18 protein-coding genes and 2 pseudogenes are annotated in these 22,304 nt (G+C 63.3%); 9 read left to right on the top strand and 11 right to left on the bottom strand.

All coding sequences use genetic code 11. The features are described 5' to 3' along the window. The first annotated feature begins 97 nt into the window (after nucleotides 1–97). Both DBO86_RS02420 and DBO86_RS02415 read left to right on the top strand, forming a co-directional pair. Nucleotides 98–1,708 carry an FMN-binding glutamate synthase family protein gene (locus DBO86_RS02420; protein WP_108232892.1) on the top strand — a complete coding sequence of 537 codons (1,611 nt, stop codon included), beginning with the start codon at nucleotides 98–100 and terminating at the stop codon, nucleotides 1,706–1,708. Nucleotides 1,709–1,778: 70 nt separating this feature from the next. After that, nucleotides 1,779–2,111 (top strand): hypothetical protein, encoded by a 333-nt coding sequence (locus DBO86_RS02415; protein WP_208630340.1) that lies wholly within the window; start codon nucleotides 1,779–1,781, stop codon nucleotides 2,109–2,111. Here the strand turns inward: DBO86_RS02415 and DBO86_RS02410 are convergent. Together DBO86_RS02410 and DBO86_RS02405 are read right to left on the bottom strand one after the other, a co-directional pair. Next, on the bottom strand, nucleotides 2,071–3,153 hold the full coding sequence (locus DBO86_RS02410) for an extracellular solute-binding protein (RefSeq protein WP_108232891.1): 1,083 nt from the start codon (nucleotides 3,151–3,153) through the stop codon (nucleotides 2,071–2,073). The genes DBO86_RS02415 and DBO86_RS02410 overlap by 41 nt on opposite strands. A gap of 406 nt (nucleotides 3,154–3,559) precedes the next feature. Then, nucleotides 3,560–3,985 (bottom strand): 3-isopropylmalate dehydratase, encoded by a 426-nt coding sequence (locus DBO86_RS02405; RefSeq protein WP_108232890.1) that lies wholly within the window; start codon nucleotides 3,983–3,985, stop codon nucleotides 3,560–3,562. 184 nt (nucleotides 3,986–4,169) lie between these two features. Here DBO86_RS02405 and DBO86_RS02400 point away from each other — a divergent pair, with 184 nt between their 5' ends. Beyond that, nucleotides 4,170–4,436, top strand: a complete 267-nt coding sequence (locus DBO86_RS02400; protein ID WP_004423944.1) for a DUF2790 domain-containing protein — start codon at nucleotides 4,170–4,172, stop codon at nucleotides 4,434–4,436. A 114-nt stretch (nucleotides 4,437–4,550) separates the two neighbouring features. Here the strand turns inward: DBO86_RS02400 and DBO86_RS02395 are convergent, their stop codons facing one another. After that, the gene (locus DBO86_RS02395; RefSeq protein ID WP_104728089.1) at nucleotides 4,551–4,988 is read right to left on the bottom strand and encodes an HIT family protein; all 438 of its coding nucleotides are present in this window, start codon (nucleotides 4,986–4,988) and stop codon (nucleotides 4,551–4,553) included. A 349-nt stretch (nucleotides 4,989–5,337) separates the two neighbouring features. On the opposite strand from DBO86_RS02395, the gene DBO86_RS02390 reads away from it, so the two are divergent. From DBO86_RS02390 to DBO86_RS02375, 4 genes and pseudogenes are all read left to right on the top strand, one after another. Continuing rightward, nucleotides 5,338–6,039, top strand: a complete 702-nt coding sequence (locus tag DBO86_RS02390; protein WP_074855655.1) for a glutathione S-transferase N-terminal domain-containing protein — start codon at nucleotides 5,338–5,340, stop codon at nucleotides 6,037–6,039. A gap of 74 nt (nucleotides 6,040–6,113) precedes the next feature. Beyond that, nucleotides 6,114–6,756 (top strand): annotated as a pseudogene (locus DBO86_RS02385) (LysR family transcriptional regulator). A 75-nt stretch (nucleotides 6,757–6,831) separates the two neighbouring features. Next, nucleotides 6,832–8,031 (top strand): MFS transporter, encoded by a 1,200-nt coding sequence (locus tag DBO86_RS02380; protein ID WP_108232889.1) that lies wholly within the window; start codon nucleotides 6,832–6,834, stop codon nucleotides 8,029–8,031. Nucleotides 8,032–8,097: 66 nt separating this feature from the next. Beyond that, nucleotides 8,098–8,655, top strand: coding sequence for a COG3904 family protein (locus DBO86_RS02375; protein ID WP_108232888.1), 558 nt, complete (start codon nucleotides 8,098–8,100; stop codon nucleotides 8,653–8,655). A 576-nt stretch (nucleotides 8,656–9,231) separates the two neighbouring features. Here DBO86_RS02375 and DBO86_RS02370 read toward each other — a convergent pair. Continuing rightward, the gene (locus DBO86_RS02370) at nucleotides 9,232–9,762 is read right to left on the bottom strand and encodes a DUF3087 domain-containing protein (RefSeq protein ID WP_084341031.1); all 531 of its coding nucleotides are present in this window, start codon (nucleotides 9,760–9,762) and stop codon (nucleotides 9,232–9,234) included. 195 nt (nucleotides 9,763–9,957) lie between these two features. Between DBO86_RS02370 and DBO86_RS02365 the strand changes: the two genes are divergently transcribed. Beyond that, complete coding sequence (locus DBO86_RS02365; protein ID WP_039964467.1) at nucleotides 9,958–10,221, top strand: hypothetical protein; 264 nt, start codon at nucleotides 9,958–9,960, stop codon at nucleotides 10,219–10,221. A 63-nt stretch (nucleotides 10,222–10,284) separates the two neighbouring features. Here the strand turns inward: DBO86_RS02365 and DBO86_RS02360 are convergent, their stop codons facing one another. Next, entirely contained in the window at nucleotides 10,285–11,724 is a 1,440-nt protein-coding gene (locus tag DBO86_RS02360) for an alpha/beta hydrolase (RefSeq protein WP_004423928.1), read from the bottom strand. Nucleotides 11,725–11,938: 214 nt separating this feature from the next. Between DBO86_RS02360 and DBO86_RS02355 the strand changes: the two genes are divergently transcribed. Continuing rightward, complete coding sequence (locus DBO86_RS02355) at nucleotides 11,939–12,493, top strand: nucleotidyltransferase family protein (protein ID WP_108232887.1); 555 nt, start codon at nucleotides 11,939–11,941, stop codon at nucleotides 12,491–12,493. A gap of 141 nt (nucleotides 12,494–12,634) precedes the next feature. Here the strand turns inward: DBO86_RS02355 and DBO86_RS02350 are convergent. The 6 genes and pseudogenes from DBO86_RS02350 to tnpA form a co-directional block, all read right to left on the bottom strand. Then, nucleotides 12,635–13,209 (bottom strand): annotated as a pseudogene (locus DBO86_RS02350) (DUF6436 domain-containing protein). Next, the gene (locus tag DBO86_RS02345; protein WP_108232886.1) at nucleotides 13,206–13,469 is read right to left on the bottom strand and encodes a hypothetical protein; all 264 of its coding nucleotides are present in this window, start codon (nucleotides 13,467–13,469) and stop codon (nucleotides 13,206–13,208) included. Before DBO86_RS02345 ends, DBO86_RS02350 begins: the two are co-directional and overlap by 4 nt. 64 nt (nucleotides 13,470–13,533) lie before the next feature. Continuing rightward, entirely contained in the window at nucleotides 13,534–17,574 is a 4,041-nt protein-coding gene (hrpA, locus tag DBO86_RS02340; RefSeq protein WP_108232885.1) for an ATP-dependent RNA helicase HrpA, read from the bottom strand. Between the two features lie 329 nt (nucleotides 17,575–17,903). Further along, entirely contained in the window at nucleotides 17,904–19,592 is a 1,689-nt protein-coding gene (fadD1, locus tag DBO86_RS02335; protein ID WP_108232884.1) for a long-chain-fatty-acid--CoA ligase FadD1, read from the bottom strand. A gap of 391 nt (nucleotides 19,593–19,983) precedes the next feature. Continuing rightward, complete coding sequence (gene fadD2 / locus DBO86_RS02330) at nucleotides 19,984–21,672, bottom strand: long-chain-fatty-acid--CoA ligase FadD2 (protein ID WP_108232883.1); 1,689 nt, start codon at nucleotides 21,670–21,672, stop codon at nucleotides 19,984–19,986. Between the two features lie 203 nt (nucleotides 21,673–21,875). Beyond that, on the bottom strand, nucleotides 21,876–22,304 hold a 429-nt coding region (tnpA, locus tag DBO86_RS02325), incomplete at its 5' end, for an IS200/IS605 family transposase (RefSeq protein WP_146173169.1).

The following is a 22,304-nucleotide window of genomic DNA, read 5'->3' as shown; positions in this document are numbered from 1 at the left end:
CGTCCTCAGCCCTTGAGAGTGTCTAGGTGGACAGAACATGACCCAATATAGCCGTTTGGTCTAAAGTCTTATCTCGATCCGCGCACCTGGAGCTTGCATGAACCTTTCCCTGCTCAGCCGCTACGCATTCTTCGCCTTCTGCGTGCTGTTCACCCTGGCCAGCGTGCCTTTCCTTGGCCATGAATGGCTGTGGCCGTTCACCCTGCTTAGCGGCGCGCTCAGCCTGATCGGCATCGGCGATCTGCTACAGACGCACCATGCAGTGCGGCGCAACTACCCGATCCTCGGCAACATTCGTTATCTGGTCGAAGGCATTCGCCCGGAAATCCGTCAGTACCTGCTCGAAGGTGACGCCGAACAACTGCCCTTCTCCCGCGCCCAGCGCTCGCTGGTGTATTCCCGCGCCAAGAACGAAGGTGCCGATAAACCCTTCGGTACGCTGAGCGATGTGTACCAGAACGGCTTCGAGTTCATCAGCCACTCGATGCGCCCGGCGCCGCTGAGCGATCCACGCAGCTTTCGCGTGGAGATCGGCGGGCCGCAATGCAGCCAACCGTACTCGGCGTCCCTGTTCAACATCTCGGCAATGAGCTTCGGCTCGCTCAGCGCCAACGCCATTCGCGCCCTCAACGAAGGGGCGAAACTCGGCGAGTTCTACCACGACACCGGCGAGGGCAGCATCAGCCCCTATCATCGCGAGCACGGCGGCGATCTGGTCTGGGAACTGGGCAGCGGCTACTTCGGCTGCCGCGCCTCGGACGGGCGCTTCGACCCCGAGCGCTTCGCCGCCCAGGCCGCCAGCCCGCAGGTGAAGATGATCGAGATCAAGCTCAGCCAGGGCGCCAAGCCGGGCCATGGCGGCATCCTGCCCAAGCACAAGGTCACCGAGGAAATCGCCAACACCCGCGGCGTACCGATGGGTGAGGACTGCATCTCCCCTTCGCGCCATAGCGCCTTCTCCACGCCGACCGAGCTGCTGCAGTTCATCGCCCTGCTACGCGAGCTGTCCGGCGGCAAGCCGGTCGGTTTCAAGTTCTGCCTGGGCCACCCCTGGGAATTCATGGGCATCGTCAAGGCCATGCTGGAGACTGGCATCCTGCCCGACTTCATCGTCGTCGACGGCAAGGAAGGTGGCACCGGTGCGGCGCCGCTGGAGTTCACCGATCACCTCGGTGTGCCGCTGCGCGAAGGGCTGCTGTTCGTGCACAACACCCTGGTCGGCAGCAACCTGCGCGACAAGATCAAGCTCGGTGCCAGCGGCAAGATCGTCAGTGCCTTCGACATCGCCCGCGTGCTGGCTATCGGCGCCGACTGGGCCAACTCGGCGCGCGGCTTCATGTTCGCCATCGGCTGCATTCAGAGCCAAAGCTGCCACACCAACAAGTGCCCCACTGGCGTGGCGACCCAGGACCCGCTGCGCCAGCGCGCTCTGGTGGTCGAAGACAAGGCCCAGCGCGTCTACAACTTCCACCGCAACACGCTCAAGGCGCTGGCCGAGATGCTCGCCGCCGCAGGCCTCGACCACCCGAGGCAGATCGATGCCAAGCACCTGGTGCAGCGCATGTCGGCTACCGAGATCAAGCTGTTCGCTCAGCAGCACGTGTTCCTCGCGCCGGGCGAATTGCTCAGCGGCCAGATCGCAGGGGAGTTCTACCAGCGCATGTGGCGCATGGCGCGCGCCGACAGTTTCGAGCCGGCACCGGCCTGAGCGGCCGTCGCCCAGTCTGTCACGGCCAAGCTCGGCGCGGCATCGCTTAACGTCTTGAACCGGTAAGCGCATGCGCCTTTCGCTTTCCGCTCTGCTTCTGCTGTGCCTCGCAGCCTCGGCCGAGGAGCAGCGCCCACTGCGCTTCTCGGTGACCGAGAGCTGGGCCATGCCGATGATAAAGATCGTCGATGGCCAGGCTACGGGCGGGATTCTCTACGATCTGCAAATGTGCCTGGTGCAGAAGGTCGGCCGCCGTGCAGAGATGCTGGTGCTACGCGCCTGCGCGTTCAACGCTGGCTGGTCAGCGGCGGAATCGACGTGCGCTGCTACGTCAATCCAGACTGGCGCCTCGAATCCCATCATCAGTACATCTGGAGCCTGCCACGGGTCAGCGCCCGGTTGAACTCGCGACTGTTGCCATTCTTGGCGTACAGCGTGGCGCGCAGCTCGGCCGGCGGATAGGTGCCGGGGTCGGCGAGAAGCGCCGGATCGACGAAGGCATCTGCCGCCGATACCGCATTGGCGTAGTAGATGCTGTTGCTGATGGCGCCGATCACCTCGGGGGTCATCAGGTGGTCCATCAACGCCAGCCCGGCCTCCGGGTGCGGCGCGTCACGCGGGATGACCATGGCATCGAACCACAGCAAAGCCCCTTCACGCCGGATGCGGTAGCTCAGCTGGAAGTCCTTGTTGGCCTGCTCGGCCTGTGCCGCGACGATGGCGACGTTGCCATTCCAGGCAATGGCCAGGCAGGTGTTGCCGTTGGCCAGGTCGCTGAGGTTGCGGTCATTGTCGAAGTAGCGAATGAACGGTCGCACCTTGGCCAGATGGGCCTCGGCCTGTTTCAAGTCATCGAGATTCTGCCGGTTGATATCCAGCCCCAGGTAGCGGAACGCAGCGGCGAACACCTCGTTGGGATCATTGAGCAAACTCACCCCGCAGTCGGCGAAACGCGCCACCACCTGCGGGTCCATCGGCATCGCCCAGCTATCGGTCGGGGCATCGGCCATGCGCTGGGTAATAGCCTGCTCCTGGTAGCCGAAACCGGTGGTGCCCCAGACGTAGAGTCCGGCGTAGCGATTGCTCGGGTCGAACTTGGCCATGTGCTGGGTGAACTCGTCATCGAGCCCGGCGAAGTGCGGCAGCTGCGTCTTGTCCAGTTCACGCAACGCACCGCTGGCGATGGCCCGACTCAGGTGCTGGCTGGCAGTCAGCACCAGGTCGTAACCACTGCCGCCGGTGAGCAGTTTGGTTTCCACGGTTTCCAGCGAATCGAAGTGATCGACCACCACGTGGATACCGGTCTTCTCTTCGAACGAAGCCAGGGTGTCCGGGGCCAGGTATTCGCTCCAGATATACAGGTTGACCTGCTGCGGCGCCGCACCGGCCTGCGCGTGCGCGCAGGCGGCAAGGGCCACGGCCAACAGACTGGCGGGCAGTTTCATCCGGGCCTCCTAGGCGCACTGGGGCGCGGCGTGGCGAGCCCCGCGGTACCCGCCCCGACGATGGCTATCGGCAGTCCATTCACGTTCATGCTCCCTGTTGTGATGCAGGGAATACTAACCGCCTAGGGTCTGTTGCCGTTTCGCGCACGGCCGCGACGAAACGGCAACAGACCCTAGCAGGCCGTTGAAAAACGTAGGCGAGGCAGCCAGTGCAATACCGATGGCGGCCCCGCAAAAACAGCCGAAAAACGACCGGGGTCGCGTCCGACTTTACGTGTTGTAAATGAGCATTTTGACTGGGCTCGCACGCGAGGCTGTTTTTAACGCAGCAATGGCAACGTAGTTAGCTTTTCAACGGCCTGCTAGCGTCACGCTCAACATGAACGCTCATACAGCGGCAACGTGATCAAGGCTTGTCCGGGCGGATATCGAAGCCCCCCTTGTTCTGGCTGACGATACGCAGGTACTGGATCTCCCCACTTTTCACCGGCACAGCCACCTCCCGCAGCAGGCGGCCCATGCCGCACAGGGTGTTGTCCATACGATCCGGGGTGATGCCGACCACGCGCGTGCCGGGCGGCACCTGGAAGGTCGCGACCTCGCCGACGCCGATGCGTGCAGCGACCTTGCGATCCACCTCGATGGCCACGAAGCAGCCGCCTCCCATCACCCCGAAGTCACGATTGACCACGATCTGCGCACTGTTCGCCTGCGCCTCCTGAAAGGCCAGCAGGCGATCTTCCGGTACCGGTTTGATGTGCTCGGGGTCGCCCCGAAACGATGAACAACCGGCCAGCAGCAACAGCGGTAGAGCGACGAGGATCGATCGCATGAAGCCCTCCATGGGCAGATGAATGCCGCCTGAGTATTGGGCTTGGCGCGTCTGTGAGCAAGGTATCGATGGCAGCGATTTTCGCTAGCAGAAGCATCGATTTCTGCAATGAAGGGCGCAATGTTTTCATCTCTCTCGAACCCAGCGCCACCTAAGTCGGCGCAACTAATCGGAGACTACCCAGATGAAATTCGCAGCCCTCAACGCCACCCTCCTCGCCGCTTTCGCCCCCATGGCCTTCGCCAGTGAGAAAGCACCCGTCAACACCAAAGTGGAAGTGCAGGAATACCAGTACGGCATGCAGCTGGACATCGACCAGGTTCTGCAGCGCACCGACAACAGCCGCAAGAGCGGTGTAGTGCCCAGCGTTCTGGTCTACCGCGACAGCCAGGGTCAAGTGCACGCCGTGCGGTTCATGGAGTGGGGCGGGCTGAGCAGCCAGAACGGCTAAGCATCCGTTGAACGCCTGCTGCGCGTCGGCACTGCCGGGCGTGCTTCGCTTCAGCCCACCGACACGAACTACAGCAGTGCCCCGGTCGTATCACGCAACCGGGGCACTGTCGCTTCAGCCTTGCAGGCGCTTGACCAGACGTGCCTGCAGCGCTTCCAGCTCGGCCGGGTCGGCCTTGGTGGCCGCGTGAATACCCAGCCCCTCGCCCTCGAAGCGCGGGATCACGTGCACGTGGATATGGAACACCGTCTGCCCGGCAGGCGCACCGTTGAACTGTGCCACCTGCACACCAGCGGGTTGCAGTTCGTCGACGACAGCCTGGGTGACCTTCTTCACCACGGCCATGACCTTGGCCAGGCTGGCGTCGTCGATGTCCAGAATATTGCGCGCAGCAGCGCGCTTGGGGATCACCAGGCTGTGGCCCTTGGATTGCGGGAATAGATCGAGGAAGGCCAGTACATCGTCGTCCTCGTAGAGTTTGTAGCAGGGCAAGTCGCCACGAATGATCAGGGCGAAGATGTTCTGGGGATCGTAAGTACCGTGCAGGCTCATACCGATGGGTTCCGTGCCAGGTGGATGAAAAACCCACCATACCGCCTCGCTCGCACGCAGGAAACAGGCAGGATCGCTCGAATCGATGACTACTATCAGCTGGATCGATTTCCTGCGCCCCAACCACTCGTGTTCTGATCGCCTCTTTCGTAGAGGCTGTTCAGGATCTCGCGAGCTAGAGCGATACAAGGCCGATGGCGGCCCCGCAAAAACAAGCGAGGAAGCAGAGTGTACTTTTGTACATGAGCATTCCGACCGGGCTGGCGATCCAGCTTATTTTTAACGCAGTAGCGCCGATGCGCATCTGATCGTGAACAGGCTCTTAGGCCCATTCGACATGGAACTCCACATGACCGACCTCAGCACCTTCCACATCACCCGCAAATGGCCAGCCCAGCATCCCGAGCGCCTGCAGCTGTACTCGCTGCCCACGCCCAACGGGGTCAAGGCCTCGATCATGCTGGAAGAAATCGGCCTGCCCTACGAACCGCACCTGGTCAGCTTCGACAGCAACGACCAGTTCAGCCCCGAGTTTCTCTCGCTGGCGCCGAACAACAAGATTCCCGCCATCCTCGATCCCGATGGCCCCAATGGCCATCCGCTGGCGCTGTTCGAGTCCGGGGCGATTCTGATCTACCTCGCGGAAAAGACCGGCAAGCTGCTGCCACAGGACGCCGCTGCCCGCTACGAGACGATTCAATGGCTGATGTGGCAGATGGGCGGCCTGGGACCGATGTTCGGCCAGCTCGGTTTCTTCCACAAATTTGCTGGTGCAGAGTACGAAGACAAACGCCCGCGTGACCGCTACGTCGCCGAATCCGTTCGCCTGCTGGGTGTGCTCGACCAGCATCTGCAAGGCCGTGACTGGATTACCGGCGAGTACAGCATCGCCGACATTGCCGTATTCCCCTGGATTCGCAACCTGGTGGGCTTCTACGAGGCCGGTGATCTGGTGCAGTTCGAACGCTTCGCCAACGTGCGCCGCGTGCTCGATGCCTTCCTCACCCGCCCGGCGGTGCAGCGCGGGCTGAACATTCCCGCGCGCGGTTGATGATGTTGCGGGAGTCGGCCGCCGACTCCCGCATCGTTTCCCTTGCACTTGGCTTAGGTAGCCGCCGACACCTTTTGCTCGGCACCACGCTGATCGGCCTGCCCGACCAGGTACCAACCGAGCAATCCCCACAGCGCCGCACAGGCAGCGCCCACCAATGCCACCAGCCAGGCACCCTGAGCGATTGCGTACGCCGCCTGGAAAAGGAACTGGGCGTGCGCCTGCTCAACCGCACCACCCGCGGCCTGACGCCGACGGAAATCGGCGCGCGCCTGCTGGAGCGCCTGCGCCCCGCGCTGGACGAGATCAACACCGCGCTCAACGACCTGCAGGAAGATCCACAGAACCCGGCCGGCTCACTACGCCTGCATGTGCCCGGCGTGATCGCGCGGCACATCCTGCCGCAGCTGCTGGACGATTTTCTCGCTCGCTACCCTGCGTCTCGCCCCCGAGGGTCGCCTGGTCAGCTCGTCGCAGGATCTGCTGATCGCTGCAGCCTGCGCCGGTCACGGCATTCTCTACACCTTCGAGGAGTACATCGCGGCGCACCTCGCCAGCGGCCAGTTGCAACCCTTCATGCAGGACTGGTGGCAACACTTCGACGGGCCGTACCTGTACTACCACAGCAGGCGTCACGTACCGGCGCCGCTGCGAGCCTTCGTCGACTACGTGAAGGCCCTGAACGACGCCGGCCATCCATCTCCAAGCCCGAAATAGAGCGGCGGCCAATACCCAAGCAAAGCGCTGGGAGATTATAATTGCGCGCTTGCGTCTCGCCCTTCCAGGTCTCTCATGAACAACTCTGCATCCGACGCCGCGACGAGTCTGTCGCCGGGCGCGATCCTTCTCATTCAACTCGCCCTGGCCCTCGGCGGCTTCGCCATCGGCACCGGCGAGTTCGCCATTATGGGCCTGATGCCCAACGTCGCCGCCGATCTTGGCGTCAGCGAGCCGCAGGTCGGCCATGTGATCAGCGCCTACGCCCTCGGCGTGGTGGTCGGCGCACCGGTGCTGGCCCTGCTCGGCGCCCGCCTGCCAAGGCGCATCCTGCTTCTGCTGCTGATGGGCTGCTTCGCCCTCGGCAACTTCGCCAGCGCCCTGGCGCCGAGCTACGAGCCGCTGCTGATCTTCCGCTTTATCGCCGGCCTGCCACACGGCGCCTACTTCGGCATTGCCATGCTGGTGGCCGCCTCCATGGCGCCCCCGCACAAGCGCGCCAAGGCGGTGAGCCGGGTGCTGGCCGGCCTGACCGTGGCCATCCTGATCGGCAACCCGCTGGCCACCTGGCTCGGCCAGTTCATGAGCTGGCGCTACGCCTTCGCCCTGGTCGGCATCATCGCCATCACCACCATCGCCATGGTCGCGATCTTCCTCCCGGCCGACCCGCACGAGCAGCGCAGCAGCCCCTTGGGCGAGCTGCGCGCCTTCAACCGCGAGCCGATCTGGCTGGCCCTGGGCATCGGCTCCATCGGTTTCGCCGGGATGTTCTGCGTGTTCAGCTACATGGCGCCGACCCTGCTCCACGTCACCCAGGTCGGCCCCGGCTGGATTCCCCTGGCCATGGGCGTGTTCGGCGCCGGCTGCATCGTCGGCAACAGTGCCGGCGGCTGGCTGTTCGACCGCCTGCGCCTGCGCGCGGTGGCCTGGATTCTGGCCTGGAACACGCTGGTGCTGCTGGCCTTTCCGTTCGCCGCGCACAGCCTGTGGACGATCCTGCCGGCGATCTTCGCCCTGGGCACCATGATCGCCCTTGGCCCGGCCCTGCAGACCCACCTGATGGACGTCGCCACGGGCGCGCAGACACTCGCCGCCGCATCCAACCATGCCGCGTTCAACGTCGCCAACGCCCTCGGCCCCTGGCTCGGCGGTCTGGCCATCAGCGCCGGCATGGGCTGGACGGTCACCGGCTACATCGGCGCAGCCACCGCCATCGGCGGCCTGCTGCTGTTCGCCTGGGCCTGGAAGGTGCAGCACAAAAACGGGGCGATCTGACAGATGCGAGATGCTGCGCCGGCAGGTATTGTCTACCTCCCGAGCCACTATCGCGTAACCCGCCCAATGATTGCCCAGCGTTTACGATTCGCCCTGGTCGCTACCAGCCTGCTCACCGCGCTGACCGCCCACGCACAGGTGGAAGTCGAAGCTAACGCCGGCCTGCTGGCGGTGAAGATTTCCGAAGAGATCGTTCCGGGCGATTACGAGAAGCTGCTGGCTGGCTTGCGCGCCAACCCGGGCAAGCACAAGCGCAAGGTCGTGCTGCTCGACAGCATCGGCGGCAGCGCCCCGGAGGCCATACGCATGGGCCGCCTGCTACGGGAAACCGGCTTCGAGGCGCTGGTGCCTTCAGGCGGCCTGTGCCAGGGCAGTTGCATCTACCTGCTCACGGCCGGTATCAAGCGCACCATCAACGGCCACGTTGCCCTGCGCCGACCACCCTTCTCCGCAGGTGACTCGGCGCTGGCACAGGCCGCCCACGGCAGCCAGCCATTCAGCCCAGCCAGGTACTTTCGTGACATGGGTGTCGACGTAAGCCTGGCGGAAGACATCTACCAGGTCGCGCCAGGACGCTTGCGTCTGCTGAGCCAGGATGAGCTGGTGCGCTATCGGTTGAAATAGCGAGACGGACTTGCGGGGATAATGCCCCTGCATCACTCGATGCCGGTTTTTTCAGGTTCTTCGCATCCTCGCGGGGAGGATACGCTTGATACCGGACTGGCAATTACGTGTTAGCTGTCCATGGCTTGACACTATTCGTTAGCGTGTCGTCTGATCTGATGGGTTTCGCCCGCAAGGGGCGCAACCCAAACGCTCAGCGCACGCGGTAACGGATAGTGCTAAGTCAGTAAACGGTACGCGCACAAACTTGCCAATCCGGTACTTACTAGCACTTTCCCCAAACTATGCGAAGAACCTTTTTTCATCAGAACAGGAAGGTCAGCGCCAGGTTGAACAGCATCGCGGCGACGAAGCCGATGGGCGCGGCGCGTATGCCCGTGAACTGTCCCTCGGGGTGTTGATGGCCAACCACAGCAGTCCTTCCGGCGCTGGGTCTGCGCAGGACGCCGCGCGTTCTGGGCGCCCGGTGGGCGACAGGTGGTAAGCGCGGTCGGCACGGGTGACTGCCTGGTGATCGCGCGCCGTCGCCAGGGCATCTGGCAAGGTCAGATGCAGGAGTTATCTCTGGACAACTGATCAGGTCGCTTTGAACGCCTTCACTCGCTCCAGCCAAGCCAGGTCGAGCCGCGTCTGCTCGATATCCAGCCCCTGCTGCTCCATCGCCTCGCGATGGCTATCGATCTCGCGCACCATCTGGCTCAGCTCGCTGGAGTTGCCGTCGAGCTGATGCATCTGGGTCACCCCCAGGTGGTAGAAGCGCAGCAGCTTCATCGCGCTGTCATCGCCCTGCGCCACGCCCGCCTTGACGTGATGCATGGCGTTGGTGACACGCATCAGGCTGCGCTTGAGTCGCCAGCCGTAAACGGCCGGCGCCATGAACGGCCGCGACCAGAGTCGCTGGCGCACCAGGGCAATGGTCAGGCCGAGCCCCGCCAGCACACCGAGCAGGTTCCATTTGAAGTTGTCGCCACCGGGCGTGCCGAACAGCTGCGTGCTCAGCGTGGCGCAGAGCATGGCCAGCGCCACGAAGATGACCGCGATCACCATGGTGCTGCGGCGGGTCTGCTGGCGGTAGTAGGCGGGGTCGATGGGCTGGATTTCGAACATGAAACGCACTCTCGGAGCTGACAACATGGGGCGCCACCATGCACCATCGCGCCACTTCGGTCGAGCCCGGTGACAACCACAATTGCGACAGGATTCAACCCTCAACCGCCCTGCTTCAACCACTCGCTGGGACTCGCCCCCACCTTGCGGCGAAATGCGCGGGCCAGGGCCGAGGGGCAACGGCAGAGCGCGCTGGTGGTGGAATATGCGAGCAAGGCGTCGGCAGCACTGGAGCAGATCAACAGCCATATCGGCCGGATCAGCGCCCAGAACATCCAGGTCGCCACTGCCACCGAGGAGCAGTCCAGCGTGGTCGAGGACATCAACCGCAATATCGTCGACATCAACGAGCTGACCGTCGGCACCAGCCATATCGCCGATCAGCTCAACCAGGCCAGCAGCGATTTGCAGGCACTGTCGAGCCAACTCGATGGCCTGGTCGGGCGTTTCCGGTTGTAACCCCTCAAACCACTCGGTGCGCACGGTGCCCCCTAGGGTCGGACGCCGTACGCACCGAGCCACCTACAGGTCTTCGTCGATGCGCTCGCGCAAATAGGTGTAGAAGGGGTTGGACGTCATACGCTGCAAACTATCGAGCCCCACCACCAGCACGCCGTGCTCACCGCGCGGTGCCAGCGTGCCAAGGGCTACGCCGTAGAACTCCTCGGAGGTCGGTTCGCTGCCATACAGCGGATCGTCCGTGGGGAACGGCAGTGCAACGTGTGACAGCGAGAACAGCTGGCTCGGGTATTCGACGTTCAATGGCGTCACCCGCGCCTCACGCTCGCCGGCTGCGATTCGTCGCGCCTCGACCTGACGACCACCGCTCTGCGCAACACCCACCACCGTCAGGTCGTAGTCACGCTGGGCCGGTGGCAGCAAGGTCTCGAGCAAGCCGCTCATGTCCGCCCGCAGCAGCGAGCTGGCCGCCTGCGAGCGGTTGATGTCGAAGATCACCAGTTCGCTGCCATTGTCCGGCAGACGCTCGAACAAATGGCGCACCACGGCCGGTGTACTCACGGTACTGTCGGCCAGCGACTGAAAGGCCAGCACCGGTGGCAATCGTGACAGACGGCCATCGGTTTCGGCTGCATCGAATGCGGCCTGCACCTCGCTGGTCAGCTCATAGGTCTGCCGCGCCGCGTGCACCGGGAAGGAGTTGTACTTGAACGGGTTGAACTCCGGCAGCACGTTCATCCAGGCCGACTTGGCGAAGGCCGGCAGCAACGCCGGCAGGGCCGCCAGCCCGGCGTAACGGGCGTAGCTGGTGACGCCGATCATCGGCGAGATCAGCACCAGGCGTTGCGGCATGGCCAGTTGCCCGTCCCCCAGCGCCGCCAGGCTGTAGCGCAGCGCCAATGCACCGCCATTGGAATAGCCGACGAGATACAGCGGCCCGTCCGGTACTTGGCGCCGCGCCTCGCGCACGGCCAGGCGGGTAGCCGCCAGCCATTGCTCCCAGTGCGCAGCAGTGAGCGCCGCCGGTACCGTGCCATGGCCGGGCATGCGCGGCACCACCGCTAGCAGCCCCTGTTCGCTCAGGTGCTGGGCGATATGGCGCAGGCTGTACGGCGAGTCGGTCAGGCCATGTAACAACACCACCACGCCCCGCGCCGGACCTGGCGGCTGCAGAATGAAGGAACGATTCCAGTCGCGCGGCAGATTGCCGGGGTAGACCGGGCTGTCGCTGGCGTAGCGGCTGTATGGCGCCGTGCCGGAGGCCGTGACCGGCTCGATCAGTTCGCGCTGCAGGCGTTCGAACAGGGTCGCCTCGGCGGCCAGATAGGCTTGCCAGTCGGCAGCGTCCAGCTCGCTGACCTCCATCTCCTGCGGCACCAGGCGGTGCCAGGGCTCCAGTTCGGGCAACGACGATAGCCCGGCGATGCGTATGCCGAGCAAGGCCACCACGATCAACAACAGCACTACCAGCGTCCAGGCCATCGCAATGCGCGGTAAACGCATCAAGCGCCTCCCTCAAAATCTCTGGCCGGGAAAATCCGTCCCGGCGACCGGCTTGGGGACTTTAGTGCAAAGCGACGCCCGACCACCACTGGGTTGGCCTTTAAGGTCTGTATCGGTGCCATGCGACTCAGTAGGCTGCGTGGTCTGGAAGCAAGCCAGAAGCGCTGGATGAACTGAGCAGGCAAGCAACTGGCAGTGCTGATAGGCTGCGCACATGAATCTCGCCGCTCTACTCCAGACACTCATTGCCAGCGACCCACAGCGCCTGCGCATCCTGCAGCAGGTGCGCGAGCTCGACCTGCCCGATTGCTGGGTGGCCGCCGGTTTCGTACGCAGTGCGGTCTGGGATCACCTACACCAACGCACGCCCTCCCCGCTGCCAGAAGATATCGACGTGATCTGGTTCGACCGCAGCCAAACCTCCCCCACTCGCGACGCTGAACTGGAGACGGTGCTGCGCCACAGGGACGAATCGCTGCAGTGGTCGGTGAAGAATCAGGCACGCATGCATCTGCGCAATGGCGATGCGCCTTACGCCTCGGCTACCGAAGCGATACGGCATTGGCCGGAAACCGCGACGGCGGTGGCCATAAGGCTCGATGAACAAGACAGGCTGGAAGTCGCCGCGCCGCTCGGCCTGGAGGATCTGTTCGGCCTTATCGTGCGCCCAGCCGGGCGCTTTCAGAACGCGAAGAGTCAGATCTACCAACAGCGCCTACATGACAAGAACTGGCTGGCCACCTGGCCGAAGTTGAGGGTGATTGCGTAGGGTAGATCGGGCTTCAATAGCGACAGGCTGGCAGGTGCCAGCAAAGCTTCGCCCCGAGGCGGGGCTCCTACACAGAGCGCTCTCCAAAACGATCAAGCATCCGGGGAAGCGAGGCACCTGCGGGCATATCAGCCTGCGCCCCTACTTCCAGGCGCAATAACACCCCACCGCCAAACCACTGGCCAGGGAAACCTGGCGCCCCTGCGTCAGCGCATCGAGCACCGGTCGACGAAGCTGTTGCTGGAATTACATACCAACCCCTCGCTGTAAGGGCCGGCATAGGCCAGGTTGCCGTCGCGATCCCAGATCGCCAGCGCCGGGCTGGCCGGCAGCGACTCCATGCCCTCGATGCCAGGCAAGGGCTTCATCCGCCCACGCAGGAACGGCGCAATCTCGCCTGTGCTGCCCGGCTTCTGCACGCTGTAGAACGCCACATCGGCATTGCGGTGCAGGCCGATCAGATAGCGCAGGTGCGCGTCGGTTTCCCCGTTGCAGGGGCAATCCGGGTCCCAGAAGTGCACCACGCGAATGGGACCGGTGCCAGCCAGCTCAGGCGGCAGCTTCAGCTCGCCCTGACCGAAGATCACCGTCTGCTCGGCATAGGGCCGCAAATACGCCGCGCCGCTAAGCCACCAGATCAGCACCACGGCCCCCAGCGCCAGCACGCAGAAGCCCACCACAAGGTGCTTGAAGCTCAGGCGTTGCAGCAGGTTCATGGCTGATGGCCGAACTTGCGCAGGAACTGCTTCTCCATTTCCTGGCAACTTTCCTCGGTGAAGCTACGTTCGGTGGCCTGCGCGCTTTTCCAGCAGGCCTCGATGGCCGTGCGCTCGCCGGCCTCGATCTCACTGTCCTGCGGGCGGGTCATGATGTAGATGAGGCCGGCGAATATCAGCACCACGAACGCCAAGCCAGCCAGAAACAGGCCAAGGCAGCCACGGCGCCCCAGCCCGACGTTTTCATCATTCACACTCATCGTTCTTCAGTTTCCGCATTCATCAGTGGATAGCTCGCCCCATCGCCGGGGCGAGCGCCGATCATCAACTTTCAACCAGCGTCCACTGCTTGCTCAGGCGTTTGTCCGACACCGCCATCTTCGTGCCCAGTTGCTGGGCGAACAGCGATACGCGGTATTCCTCCAGCATCCAGCGATACAGCGTCAGCTCGGGGTCGCGCTTGCCCTCCTGGGCATGCTTGGCAGCGCGGGCCTTGTACTGCTCCCAGTAGCCAGCCAGTTCGGCCGTCCACACGCGGTCGCGTTGCACCTGCGCGCCGACCTTGTCCAGGCGCTGCTCGATGGCCTTCAGATAACGCGGGATTTCCTTGAGCCATTCGCCCGGCGTTTCGCGCACGAAGCCGGCATACACCAAGTTCGCCAGTTGCTGCTTGATATCGTTGAGCGCCATCGCCTGGGCCAGGTCGATCTTGCCCTTGAAGCGCTTCTGCAGGCCGTGGTTGAGCTTGAGAATCTCCAGCACCAGGCGGGCAATACGTTCGGCATGCGCCGTCCAGTCGCCGCGCTTGCGCTCAGCCAGTTGCGCCAGGGCCGCGCCGTCACGCGGTAGCGTCGCTTCGCCGTCGAGGATGCAGGCATCCAGGCTGGCCAGCAGAATGTCCTCGACCAGCGCCTCGACGCGGCCGATATCGCGATACAGCAAACCCAGCTCGGTCAGCCCCGGCAGCTTGCCGCGCAGGAACTTGGCCTGTTCGGCCAGTTGCTGCAAGAGCAGGCGCTGCAGGGCGCGGCGGTGCTGGAAGTCGGCCTCGGCCTGGGTCGGGAAGCGCCCTTCCTTGACCACGCCCGCTTCTTCCACCAACGCCGGATAGACCGTCATCGACAGCCCGGCGATCTTCTGCTGAGTCTTCTCCGCTACTTGAGCGAAGGCCTTGGCCTCCACCGCTTTCGGCTTGTCGCTCTGCTGCGGAATGGCCAGCGCAGCCTGGCTGGCTTCGGCGAAGCGCGCGGTAAGCTCAGCCAGGTCGCGGCCCTCGCCGAGGAACTTGCCCTGGGCATCGACCACCTCGATGTTCATCTTCAGGTGGTTTTCCAACCCGGCGGCAGACTCCTGCCAGGCCTCATCGGGCACTCGCGCACCGGTCATGCGCAGCAACTCATGCCCCAGCGCCTGCGACAACGAACCCTGGCCGAACACCAGCTTGTCCAGCGCCGCACCGACGAAGTCCGGCACCGGCACGAAGTTCTTGCGTAGTGCCTTGGGCAGGCCGCGCACCAGCGCCACGCACTTGGCCTCCAGCAGCCCCGGCACCAGCCACTCCAGGCGCTCGGGCTGCAGTTGCGGCAACAGCGGCGCCGGCACGCGCAGGGTCACCCCGTCACGCGGATGGTTGGGCTCGAAGTGATAGCTCAGCGGCAGTTGCAGCTCGCCAATGCGCAGGGTGTCCGGGTACTGCGCAGCGGTGACTTCCTTGGCATCGCGGGCCAAGGCGTCCTCCTCACGCATGATCAACAGCTGCGGGTCGGCGGCGCTGCCTTTCTTGTACCAACTCTCGAAACTCGCGGCCTGGTAGATGTCCTGCGGGATACGCGCATCGTAGTAGCCGAACAGGGTTTCCTCGTCGGCGAGAATATCGCGGCGGCGCGACTTGGCCTCCAGCTCGTCGAGGCGTTCGAGCAACTGGCGGTTGGCGGTCAGGCAGCGCACGCGACTGTTGATCTCGCCACGCACCAGGCCCTCGCGAATGAACATCTCACGGGAAACCTGCGGGTCGATGGGGCCGTAATGCACCGGGCGGCGGCCGACGATGATCATGCCGTACAGGGTGACCTGCTCGTACGCCACCACCTGGCCGCGCTTCTTCTCCCAGTGCGGTTCCAGATGGTTCTTCTTCACCAGATGCGCGGCCAGCGGCTCGATCCAGTCCGGCTCGATCTTCGCTACCATACGGGCGAACAGCTTGGTGGTTTCCACCAGCTCGGCGGCCATCACCCAGTTAGGCTTCTTACGCCCGATCACGCTGGACGGATGAATCCAGAAACGCCGCTGACGCGCACCGAGGTAGTCGCCCTCCTCGGTCTTCTGGCCGACCTGGCTGAGCAGGCCGGCGAGAATCGCCTTGTGCACGGCGGCGTAATTCTTCGCCCGCACCACCGCCTCACTGGCCTCGGCCTGCTGACGGGCAATGGCGTTGACGCGAGTGTCCTTGGTCGGCGCGACGGGTTCGTTGTAGGAGCCGGCTTGCCGGCGATCAGACGGATCGCCCGCAAGCGGGCTCCTACCCGATCCACGCCCGCCTTCGAGCTTCAGCTCGCGGGTGATCAACACCAGTTGCCGGTGCGCATCGCGCCATTCGCGCAGACGCATGTAATTGAGGAAGTTCTTCTTGCACCAGGTACGCAGCGGGTTGCTGCCCAGCTCCTGGCGTTTTTCCTCGAAGCCGCGCCACAGGTTGATCAGCGCGGCGAAGTCCGAATCCACATCCTTCCACTGCGCATGGGCCTGGTCGGCAGCCTGCTGGCGATCCATCGGTCGCTCGCGCGGATCCTGCACCGACAGCGCGGCAGCGACGATAAGGATTTCCTCCAGACTGCCCTGCTTGGCGCTTTCCAGCACCATACGCCCCAGGCGCGGGTCGATGGGCAGGCGCGCCAGTTGCCGGCCGATGGGCGTGAGCTGGCTTTCGCGGTTGACCGCCGACAGCTCCTGCAACAGGTTGAAACCGTCGCTGATGGCCTTGCCGTCTGGCGGCTCGATAAAGGGGAAGTCCTCGATGCTGCCCAGGCGCAGGTGCAGCATCTGCAGGATCACCGCCGCGAGGTTCGTGCGCAGAATCTCCGGGTCGGTGAACGTCGGTCGACCGAGAAAATCCTCCTCGCTGTACAGGCGAATGCAGATACCCGGCTCGACCCGCCCGCAACGGCCCTTGCGCTGGTTGGCGCTGGCCTGCGACACCGGCTCGATGGGCAGGCGCTGCACCTTGGCGCGGTAGCTGTAGCGGCTGATGCGCGCCGTGCCGCTGTCGATCACGTAGCGGATGCCCGGCACGGTCAGCGAGGTTTCCGCCACGTTGGTGGCCAGCACGATCTTGCGCCCCGGCATGGGCGCGAAGATCTTCTGCTGCTCAGCCGGCGTCAGCCGCGCATACAGCGGCAGTACCTCGGTAAAACGCAGGTTGGCCTTGCGTAGCACCTCCGCCGCCTCGCGAATCTCGCGCTCGCCGGGCAAGAACACCAGCACGTCGCCAGGACGCTGGCCCACGCTGCGCTCGTGCTCGGCGATCTCGTCCAGCGCAGCGAGAATGCCCTGGTCGATGGACAGGTCATCGAGCAGACGCTCGCCCTCCTCGTCCACCTCGGCCGCCAGCGGGCGATACCAGGTTTCCACCGGATAGGTGCGACCGGACACCTCGATGATCGGCGCGTCGTTGAAATGCTTGGAAAAGCGCTCCAGATCGATGGTCGCCGAGGTGATGATCAGCTTGAGATCGGGGCGGCGCGGCAGCAGGGTCTTCAGGTAGCCGAGCAGGAAGTCGATGTTGAGGCTGCGTTCGTGCGCCTCGTCGACGATGATGGTGTCGTACTTTTCCAGAAAGCGGTCGTGCTGGGTTTCGGCGAGCAGGATGCCGTCGGTCATCAGCTTGATCAGCGTGCCGTCCTTGCTCTGATCCTCGAAACGCACCTGATAGCCGACCAGCTCGCCCAGCGGTGTACCGATCTCCTCGGCCACCCGCGTTGCCACGCTACGCGCCGCCAGCCGACGCGGCTGAGTGTGACCGATCAGGCCATGCACGCCCCGGCCAATCTCCAGACAGATCTTCGGCAACTGGGTGGTCTTGCCCGAGCCGGTCTCGCCGGCGATCACCACCACCTGGCTCTTCTCCAGCGCGGCCTTGATCTCGTCGCGCTTGGCGGCGATCGGCAGCGCGTCGTCGTAGCGCATGGTGGGGATGCTGCTGCGCCGCGCCGCTACTTTGTCGCTGGCCGCCTGAAAACGCTCCAGCCACTGCGCCAGCTTGGCCTCATCGGGCTGCTTCTGCAGCTCATGCAACTGCCGACGCAAGCGATGACGCTCGGCGATCATGACGTGGTCGAAGTTCTTCTGCAGCGTGGCGAGGTCAGTCATCTGGATCGGGCAATCAGGGCAAAGGCGGGATTGTCGCAGATTACGGCTTATGGCGGGCAGGCTATACCGCTGCGAAAGGGCGTGAGATTAAGGCGTAAGAGAGCGGTACCTTTCGACCAAAAGGTCGCGGTAGGGGCGGCAGGTAACTGCCGTGCCTACCGCGACCGACCAAAAGTAGTCAAATCACTCCAGTGCCACTAAAGCCCAGCGCGTAGGGCGGACTCAGGAGCAAAGCGAACAGTCCACCAGGCCACTCGGCGCAACCCACAGGTAAGGTGACGCAATGAAAAACGCCACCCGAAGGTGGCGTTTTCATCAGCAGGGCCGAATCACTTCTTGCCCATCTTCTTCAGCTCTTCGTCGCGCAATTCGCGACGCAGGATCTTGCCGACGTTGGTGGTCGGCAGCACGTCGCGGAACTCGACGGCCTTCGGCACCTTGTAGCCGGTGAGATTGGCGCGCATGTGCTCCATCACCTGCTCCTTGGTCAGGCTCTCGCCCGGCTTGACCACCACGAACACCTTGATCGCTTCACCGGATTTCTCGTCAGGGATACCGATGGCGGCGCACTGCAGTACGCCCGGTAGAGTTGCCAGCACATCTTCCAGTTCGTTCGGGTAGACGTTGAAGCCGGACACCAGAATCATGTCCTTCTTGCGGTCGACGATACGCAGGTAGCCGTCTTCCTGGATCAGGCCGATATCACCGGTCTTCAACCAGCCTTCGGCGTCGAGGATTTCATCAGTGGCTTCCTGGCGCTGCCAGTAGCCCTTCATCACCTGCGGGCCTTTCACGCACAGCTCGCCGATTTCGCCGATGGCCAATTCCTGGCCGTCGTCGTTGACGATCTTGCACAGGGTCGAGGGCACCGGAATGCCGATGGTGCCGAGCTGGATGGCGCTGAACGGGTTGACCGTGGCCACCGGGCTGGTCTCGGTCATGCCGAAGCCTTCGCAGATGGCGCAGCCAGTGACTTCCTTCCAGCGCTCGGCGGTGGCCAGTTGCAGGGCCATGCCGCCGGAGACGGTGAGCTTCAGGCTGGAGAAGTCCAGCTTGCGGAAGTCCTCGTTGTTGCACAGGGCAACGAATAGGGTATTGAGGCCAACGAAACCGGTGAAGCGGTACTTGGCCAGGTCCTTGACCACCGCCGGCAGGTCGCGCGGATTGGTCAGCAGGATGTTGTGGCCACCGATCAGCATCATCGCCATGCAGTGAAAGGTGAAGGCGTAGATGTGATAAAGCGGCAGTGGCGCGATCAGCACCTCGCAACCTTCATTGAGGTTGGCGCCCATCAATGCCTTGACCTGCAGCATGTTGGCCACCAGGTTGCGATGAGTGAGCATCGCGCCCTTGGCCACGCCAGTGGTGCCGCCGGTGTACTGCAGCACGGCGATGTCGTCGTTGCTCGGAGTGGCCTCGGCAAAACTCTGACCACGGCCCTTGGCCAGGGCGTCGTTGAGTTTGACCGCCTTGGGCAGATTGTAGGCCGGCACCATCTTCTTCACGTGCTTGATCACGGCATTGACCAGCAGACGCTTGAAGGTCGGCAGCATGTCGCCAACTTCGGTGATGATCACGGTTTTGACACCGGTCTTGGGCACGACCTGTTCGGCCAGGTGGGCCATGTTGGCCAGGCAGATCAGCGCCTTGGCGCCGGAGTCGTTGAACTGGTGCTCCATTTCCCGCGCGGTGTACAGCGGGTTGGTGTTGACCACCACCAGGCCGGCACGCATGGCACCGAACACCACGATGGGGTACTGCAGGACGTTGGGCAGTTGCACGGCGATGCGGTCGCCGGGCTTGAGATCGGTGTGCTTCTGCAGATAGGCGGCGAAGTCACCGGAGAGCTTGTAGATCTCGCCGTAGGTGAGCGTCTTGCCCAGGTTGCTGAAAGCAGGCTTGTCGGCGAAGCGTTGGCAGGACTCTTTCAATACCGCGAGGATGTTCGGGTACTGATCGGGATTGATTTCGGCAGCAACCCCAACGGGATACTTGTCCTTCCAGAAGTTTTCGGTCATGGAAGCCCACTCCTAAGCAACAGCTGATCTTCACCGCGCGACGGCGGTTGTTTGTTGTGTGTATAGCTCGCTTTCCCGCTGGCCCAGGGCCCGGAAGCGCGCCGAGAGTAGCAGCTTTGCCAGAGGCCGACCAGCACCAAACATGGCCTTGAGAGTCGCAAAAGTGACCAAAAAAGACCGCACAGTCACAGACCATCCTTATCTTAGTTACCCCGCGAAAAGCCTCTAGCTCGCATATTACAGCGCGTAGAGCCTAGCTCGTCTCTGCCGGTGATGCAGCACTGGGCTGCATGAAACACGCGAAGGTAGTTACCAAATCACAACAATTGGACTGCCCGAGGACAGTTGAGGCGGGAAAGCCCCTCCCCCAACGGTGGGGAGGGGCTTTGGGTCAGGCGATGTCGCGCAGCTCGCGACGCAGGATCTTGCCGACCGGGGTCATCGGCAGCGAGTCCTTGAACACGATGTGCTTGGGCACCTTGTAGCCGGTGAAGTTTTCCTTGCAATAGGCCTTGAGCTCCTCGACGGTGACGCCGCCATCACGCGGCACCACAAACAGCTTGACCACCTCGCCGGACTTCTCGTCCGGCACGCCGATGGCCGCGCAGCTGGCGACTTTCGGGTGGGCCATGACCACGTCCTCGATCTCGTTGGGGTACACGTTGAAGCCGGAGACGATGATCATGTCCTTCTTGCGGTCGACGATACGCACGAAGCCGTCGGCGTCGATCACGGCAATGTCGCCAGTCTTGAACCAACCCTCGGCGTCGAGCACTTCGGCGGTCGCCTCTTCACGCTGCCAGTAGCCCTTCATCACCTGCGGCCCCTTGATGCACAGCTCGCCGCGCTCGCCCAGCGGCATCTCGTTGCCGTCGTCGTCGATCACCTTGAACGCCGTGCCCGGCACCGGAATGCCGACAGTGCCCAGGCGCGCCTTGTCGCCATAGGGGTTGGTACTGGCCACCGGCGAGGTTTCGGTCAGGCCGTAACCTTCCACCACGGTGCAGCCGGTCATCTGCTGCCAACGCTCGGCGGTGGCCTTGACCAGCGCAGTACCACCGGAGTTGGTGACCTTGAGGTTGGAGAAGTCGAGGTTCTTGAACTCGGGGTGATCCATCAGCGCGACGAACAGGGTGTTCAGGCCCAGCAGCGCAGAAAATTTCCACTTGCCCAGCTCCTTGACGAAGCCGGGGATGTCGCGCGGATTGGTGATCAACACATTCTGGTTGCCGTTGACCATCATGCACATGCAGTTCGCGGTGAAGGCATAGATGTGGTACAGCGGCAGCGGCGCGATCATGATCTCCTGCCCCTGTTTCATCAGCGGCGTGCCGTCATCACCGAGCTGCGCCAGGCAGGCGTCCACCTGCAGCATGTTGGCCACCAGGTTGCCGTGGGTGAGCATGGCGCCCTTGGCCACGCCGGTGGTACCGCCGGTGTATTGCAGCACGGCGATGTCGTCGTGACCGACCTTGACCGGCGCCAGCGTCTGGCCGTGGCCCTGCTTGAGCACCTGCTTGAAGGCAATGGCCTGGGGCAGATGGTAGTCGGGCACCATCTTCTTGACCTTCTTCACCACGGTGTTGACCAGCCAGCCCTTGAGGCTCGGCAGCATGTCGCCCATCTTGGCTTCGATCAGGTACTCGATCTCGGTATCCGGCAGCACTTCCTGCACCAGCTTGCCGAACATGTTCAGGTACACCAGCGCACGCACCCCGGCATCCTTGAACTGGTGGCGCATCTCGCGCGCGGTGTACAGCGGGTTGGTGTTGACCACGATCAGCCCGGCGCGCATGGCGCCGAACACGGCGATCGGATACTGCAGCACGTTGGGCATCTGCACCGCGATACGATCGCCCGGTTTCAGGTCGGTGTGCTTCTGCAGGTAGGCGGCGAAGGTCGCGGAGAGACGATCCAGCTCGGCATAGGTCAGCGTCACGCCGAGATTGCTGAAGGCCGGACGGTCGGCGAAACGTTTGCATGAGCGCTCGAATACTTCGATCACCGACTTGTAGCTGGACAGGTCGATATCGTTAGGCACACCGGGAGCGCGCTTGTCGTTCCAGAAATCAGGTTGCATTGTTCTTGTCCTCTTCCCCTGAAGTGATCTGGCCCGCGGTGCGGGACTGCCCGGAAAGTAGCAGTTCAGAGCGGCGCCGCAAATAGCTCGAAGGCGTCATTGATGGGCTGAATTTCGCACTCAACAACCACCGACTGAAGTCGGTGGGTTAGTGACTTACGGACTGAAAGTCCGGATACGCGTCGACTGAACGACGCGTCGGATCAGTCAGGCTCCATCCTGAAATTATCGTTCGGGCTCGGCTCAAAATGATGCTCCAGATACTGCTTGATCATCTCTTCCGTCATCTGCCCAACCGTCGCGCAAAAGTACCCGCGAGCCCAAAAATGCTGCCCCCAATAGCGCTTTTTCAGATGGGGAAACTCCTCGAAAAGCTTGCTCGCCGTACGCCCCTTGATCCGCCTCATGATCTCACTCGGCGCCAAATTCGGCGGACTGCTCACCAGAATATGCACGTGATCCTTGCTCACCACACCTTTCACAATCCGAATTTCAAATGCTTCGCACGTCTGTCTCACCAGCTCTCGCACTCGCTCAGCAACCTCACCGCTGAGCACCTTGTATCGGTACTTAGTCACCCAAACAAAGTGATACTCGATCTGGTAGACCGTATGACTGCCGTATCTGTAATC

This window comes from Ectopseudomonas oleovorans (genome assembly GCF_003052605.1).
Lineage (GTDB): Bacteria > Pseudomonadota > Gammaproteobacteria > Pseudomonadales > Pseudomonadaceae > Aquipseudomonas > Aquipseudomonas oleovorans_A.
The sequence above is the reverse complement of the archived record's forward strand: the minus strand, read 5'-3'. Positions and strand labels throughout refer to the sequence as shown.

Bases quoted from the DNA above. Each gene is read 5' to 3' on its own strand.
- DBO86_RS02420 (WP_108232892.1), top strand. From the start codon at position 98: ATGAACCTTTCCCTGCTCAGCCGCTACGCATTCTTCGCCTTCTGCGTG.
- DBO86_RS02415 (WP_208630340.1), top strand. From the start codon at position 1,779: ATGCGCCTTTCGCTTTCCGCTCTGCTTCTGCTGTGCCTCGCAGCCTCG.
- DBO86_RS02410 (WP_108232891.1), bottom strand. From the start codon at position 3,153: ATGAAACTGCCCGCCAGTCTGTTGGCCGTGGCCCTTGCCGCCTGCGCG.
- DBO86_RS02405 (WP_108232890.1), bottom strand. From the start codon at position 3,985: ATGCGATCGATCCTCGTCGCTCTACCGCTGTTGCTGCTGGCCGGTTGT.
- DBO86_RS02400 (WP_004423944.1), top strand. From the start codon at position 4,170: ATGAAATTCGCAGCCCTCAACGCCACCCTCCTCGCCGCTTTCGCCCCC.
- DBO86_RS02395 (WP_104728089.1), bottom strand. From the start codon at position 4,988: ATGAGCCTGCACGGTACTTACGATCCCCAGAACATCTTCGCCCTGATC.
- DBO86_RS02390 (WP_074855655.1), top strand. From the start codon at position 5,338: ATGACCGACCTCAGCACCTTCCACATCACCCGCAAATGGCCAGCCCAG.
- DBO86_RS02380 (WP_108232889.1), top strand. From the start codon at position 6,832: ATGAACAACTCTGCATCCGACGCCGCGACGAGTCTGTCGCCGGGCGCG.
- DBO86_RS02375 (WP_108232888.1), top strand. From the start codon at position 8,098: ATGATTGCCCAGCGTTTACGATTCGCCCTGGTCGCTACCAGCCTGCTC.
- DBO86_RS02370 (WP_084341031.1), bottom strand. From the start codon at position 9,762: ATGTTCGAAATCCAGCCCATCGACCCCGCCTACTACCGCCAGCAGACC.
- DBO86_RS02360 (WP_004423928.1), bottom strand. From the start codon at position 11,724: ATGCGTTTACCGCGCATTGCGATGGCCTGGACGCTGGTAGTGCTGTTG.
- DBO86_RS02355 (WP_108232887.1), top strand. From the start codon at position 11,939: ATGAATCTCGCCGCTCTACTCCAGACACTCATTGCCAGCGACCCACAG.
- DBO86_RS02345 (WP_108232886.1), bottom strand. From the start codon at position 13,469: ATGAGTGTGAATGATGAAAACGTCGGGCTGGGGCGCCGTGGCTGCCTT.
- hrpA (WP_108232885.1), bottom strand. From the start codon at position 17,574: ATGACTGACCTCGCCACGCTGCAGAAGAACTTCGACCACGTCATGATC.
- fadD1 (WP_108232884.1), bottom strand. From the start codon at position 19,592: ATGACCGAAAACTTCTGGAAGGACAAGTATCCCGTTGGGGTTGCTGCC.
- fadD2 (WP_108232883.1), bottom strand. From the start codon at position 21,672: ATGCAACCTGATTTCTGGAACGACAAGCGCGCTCCCGGTGTGCCTAAC.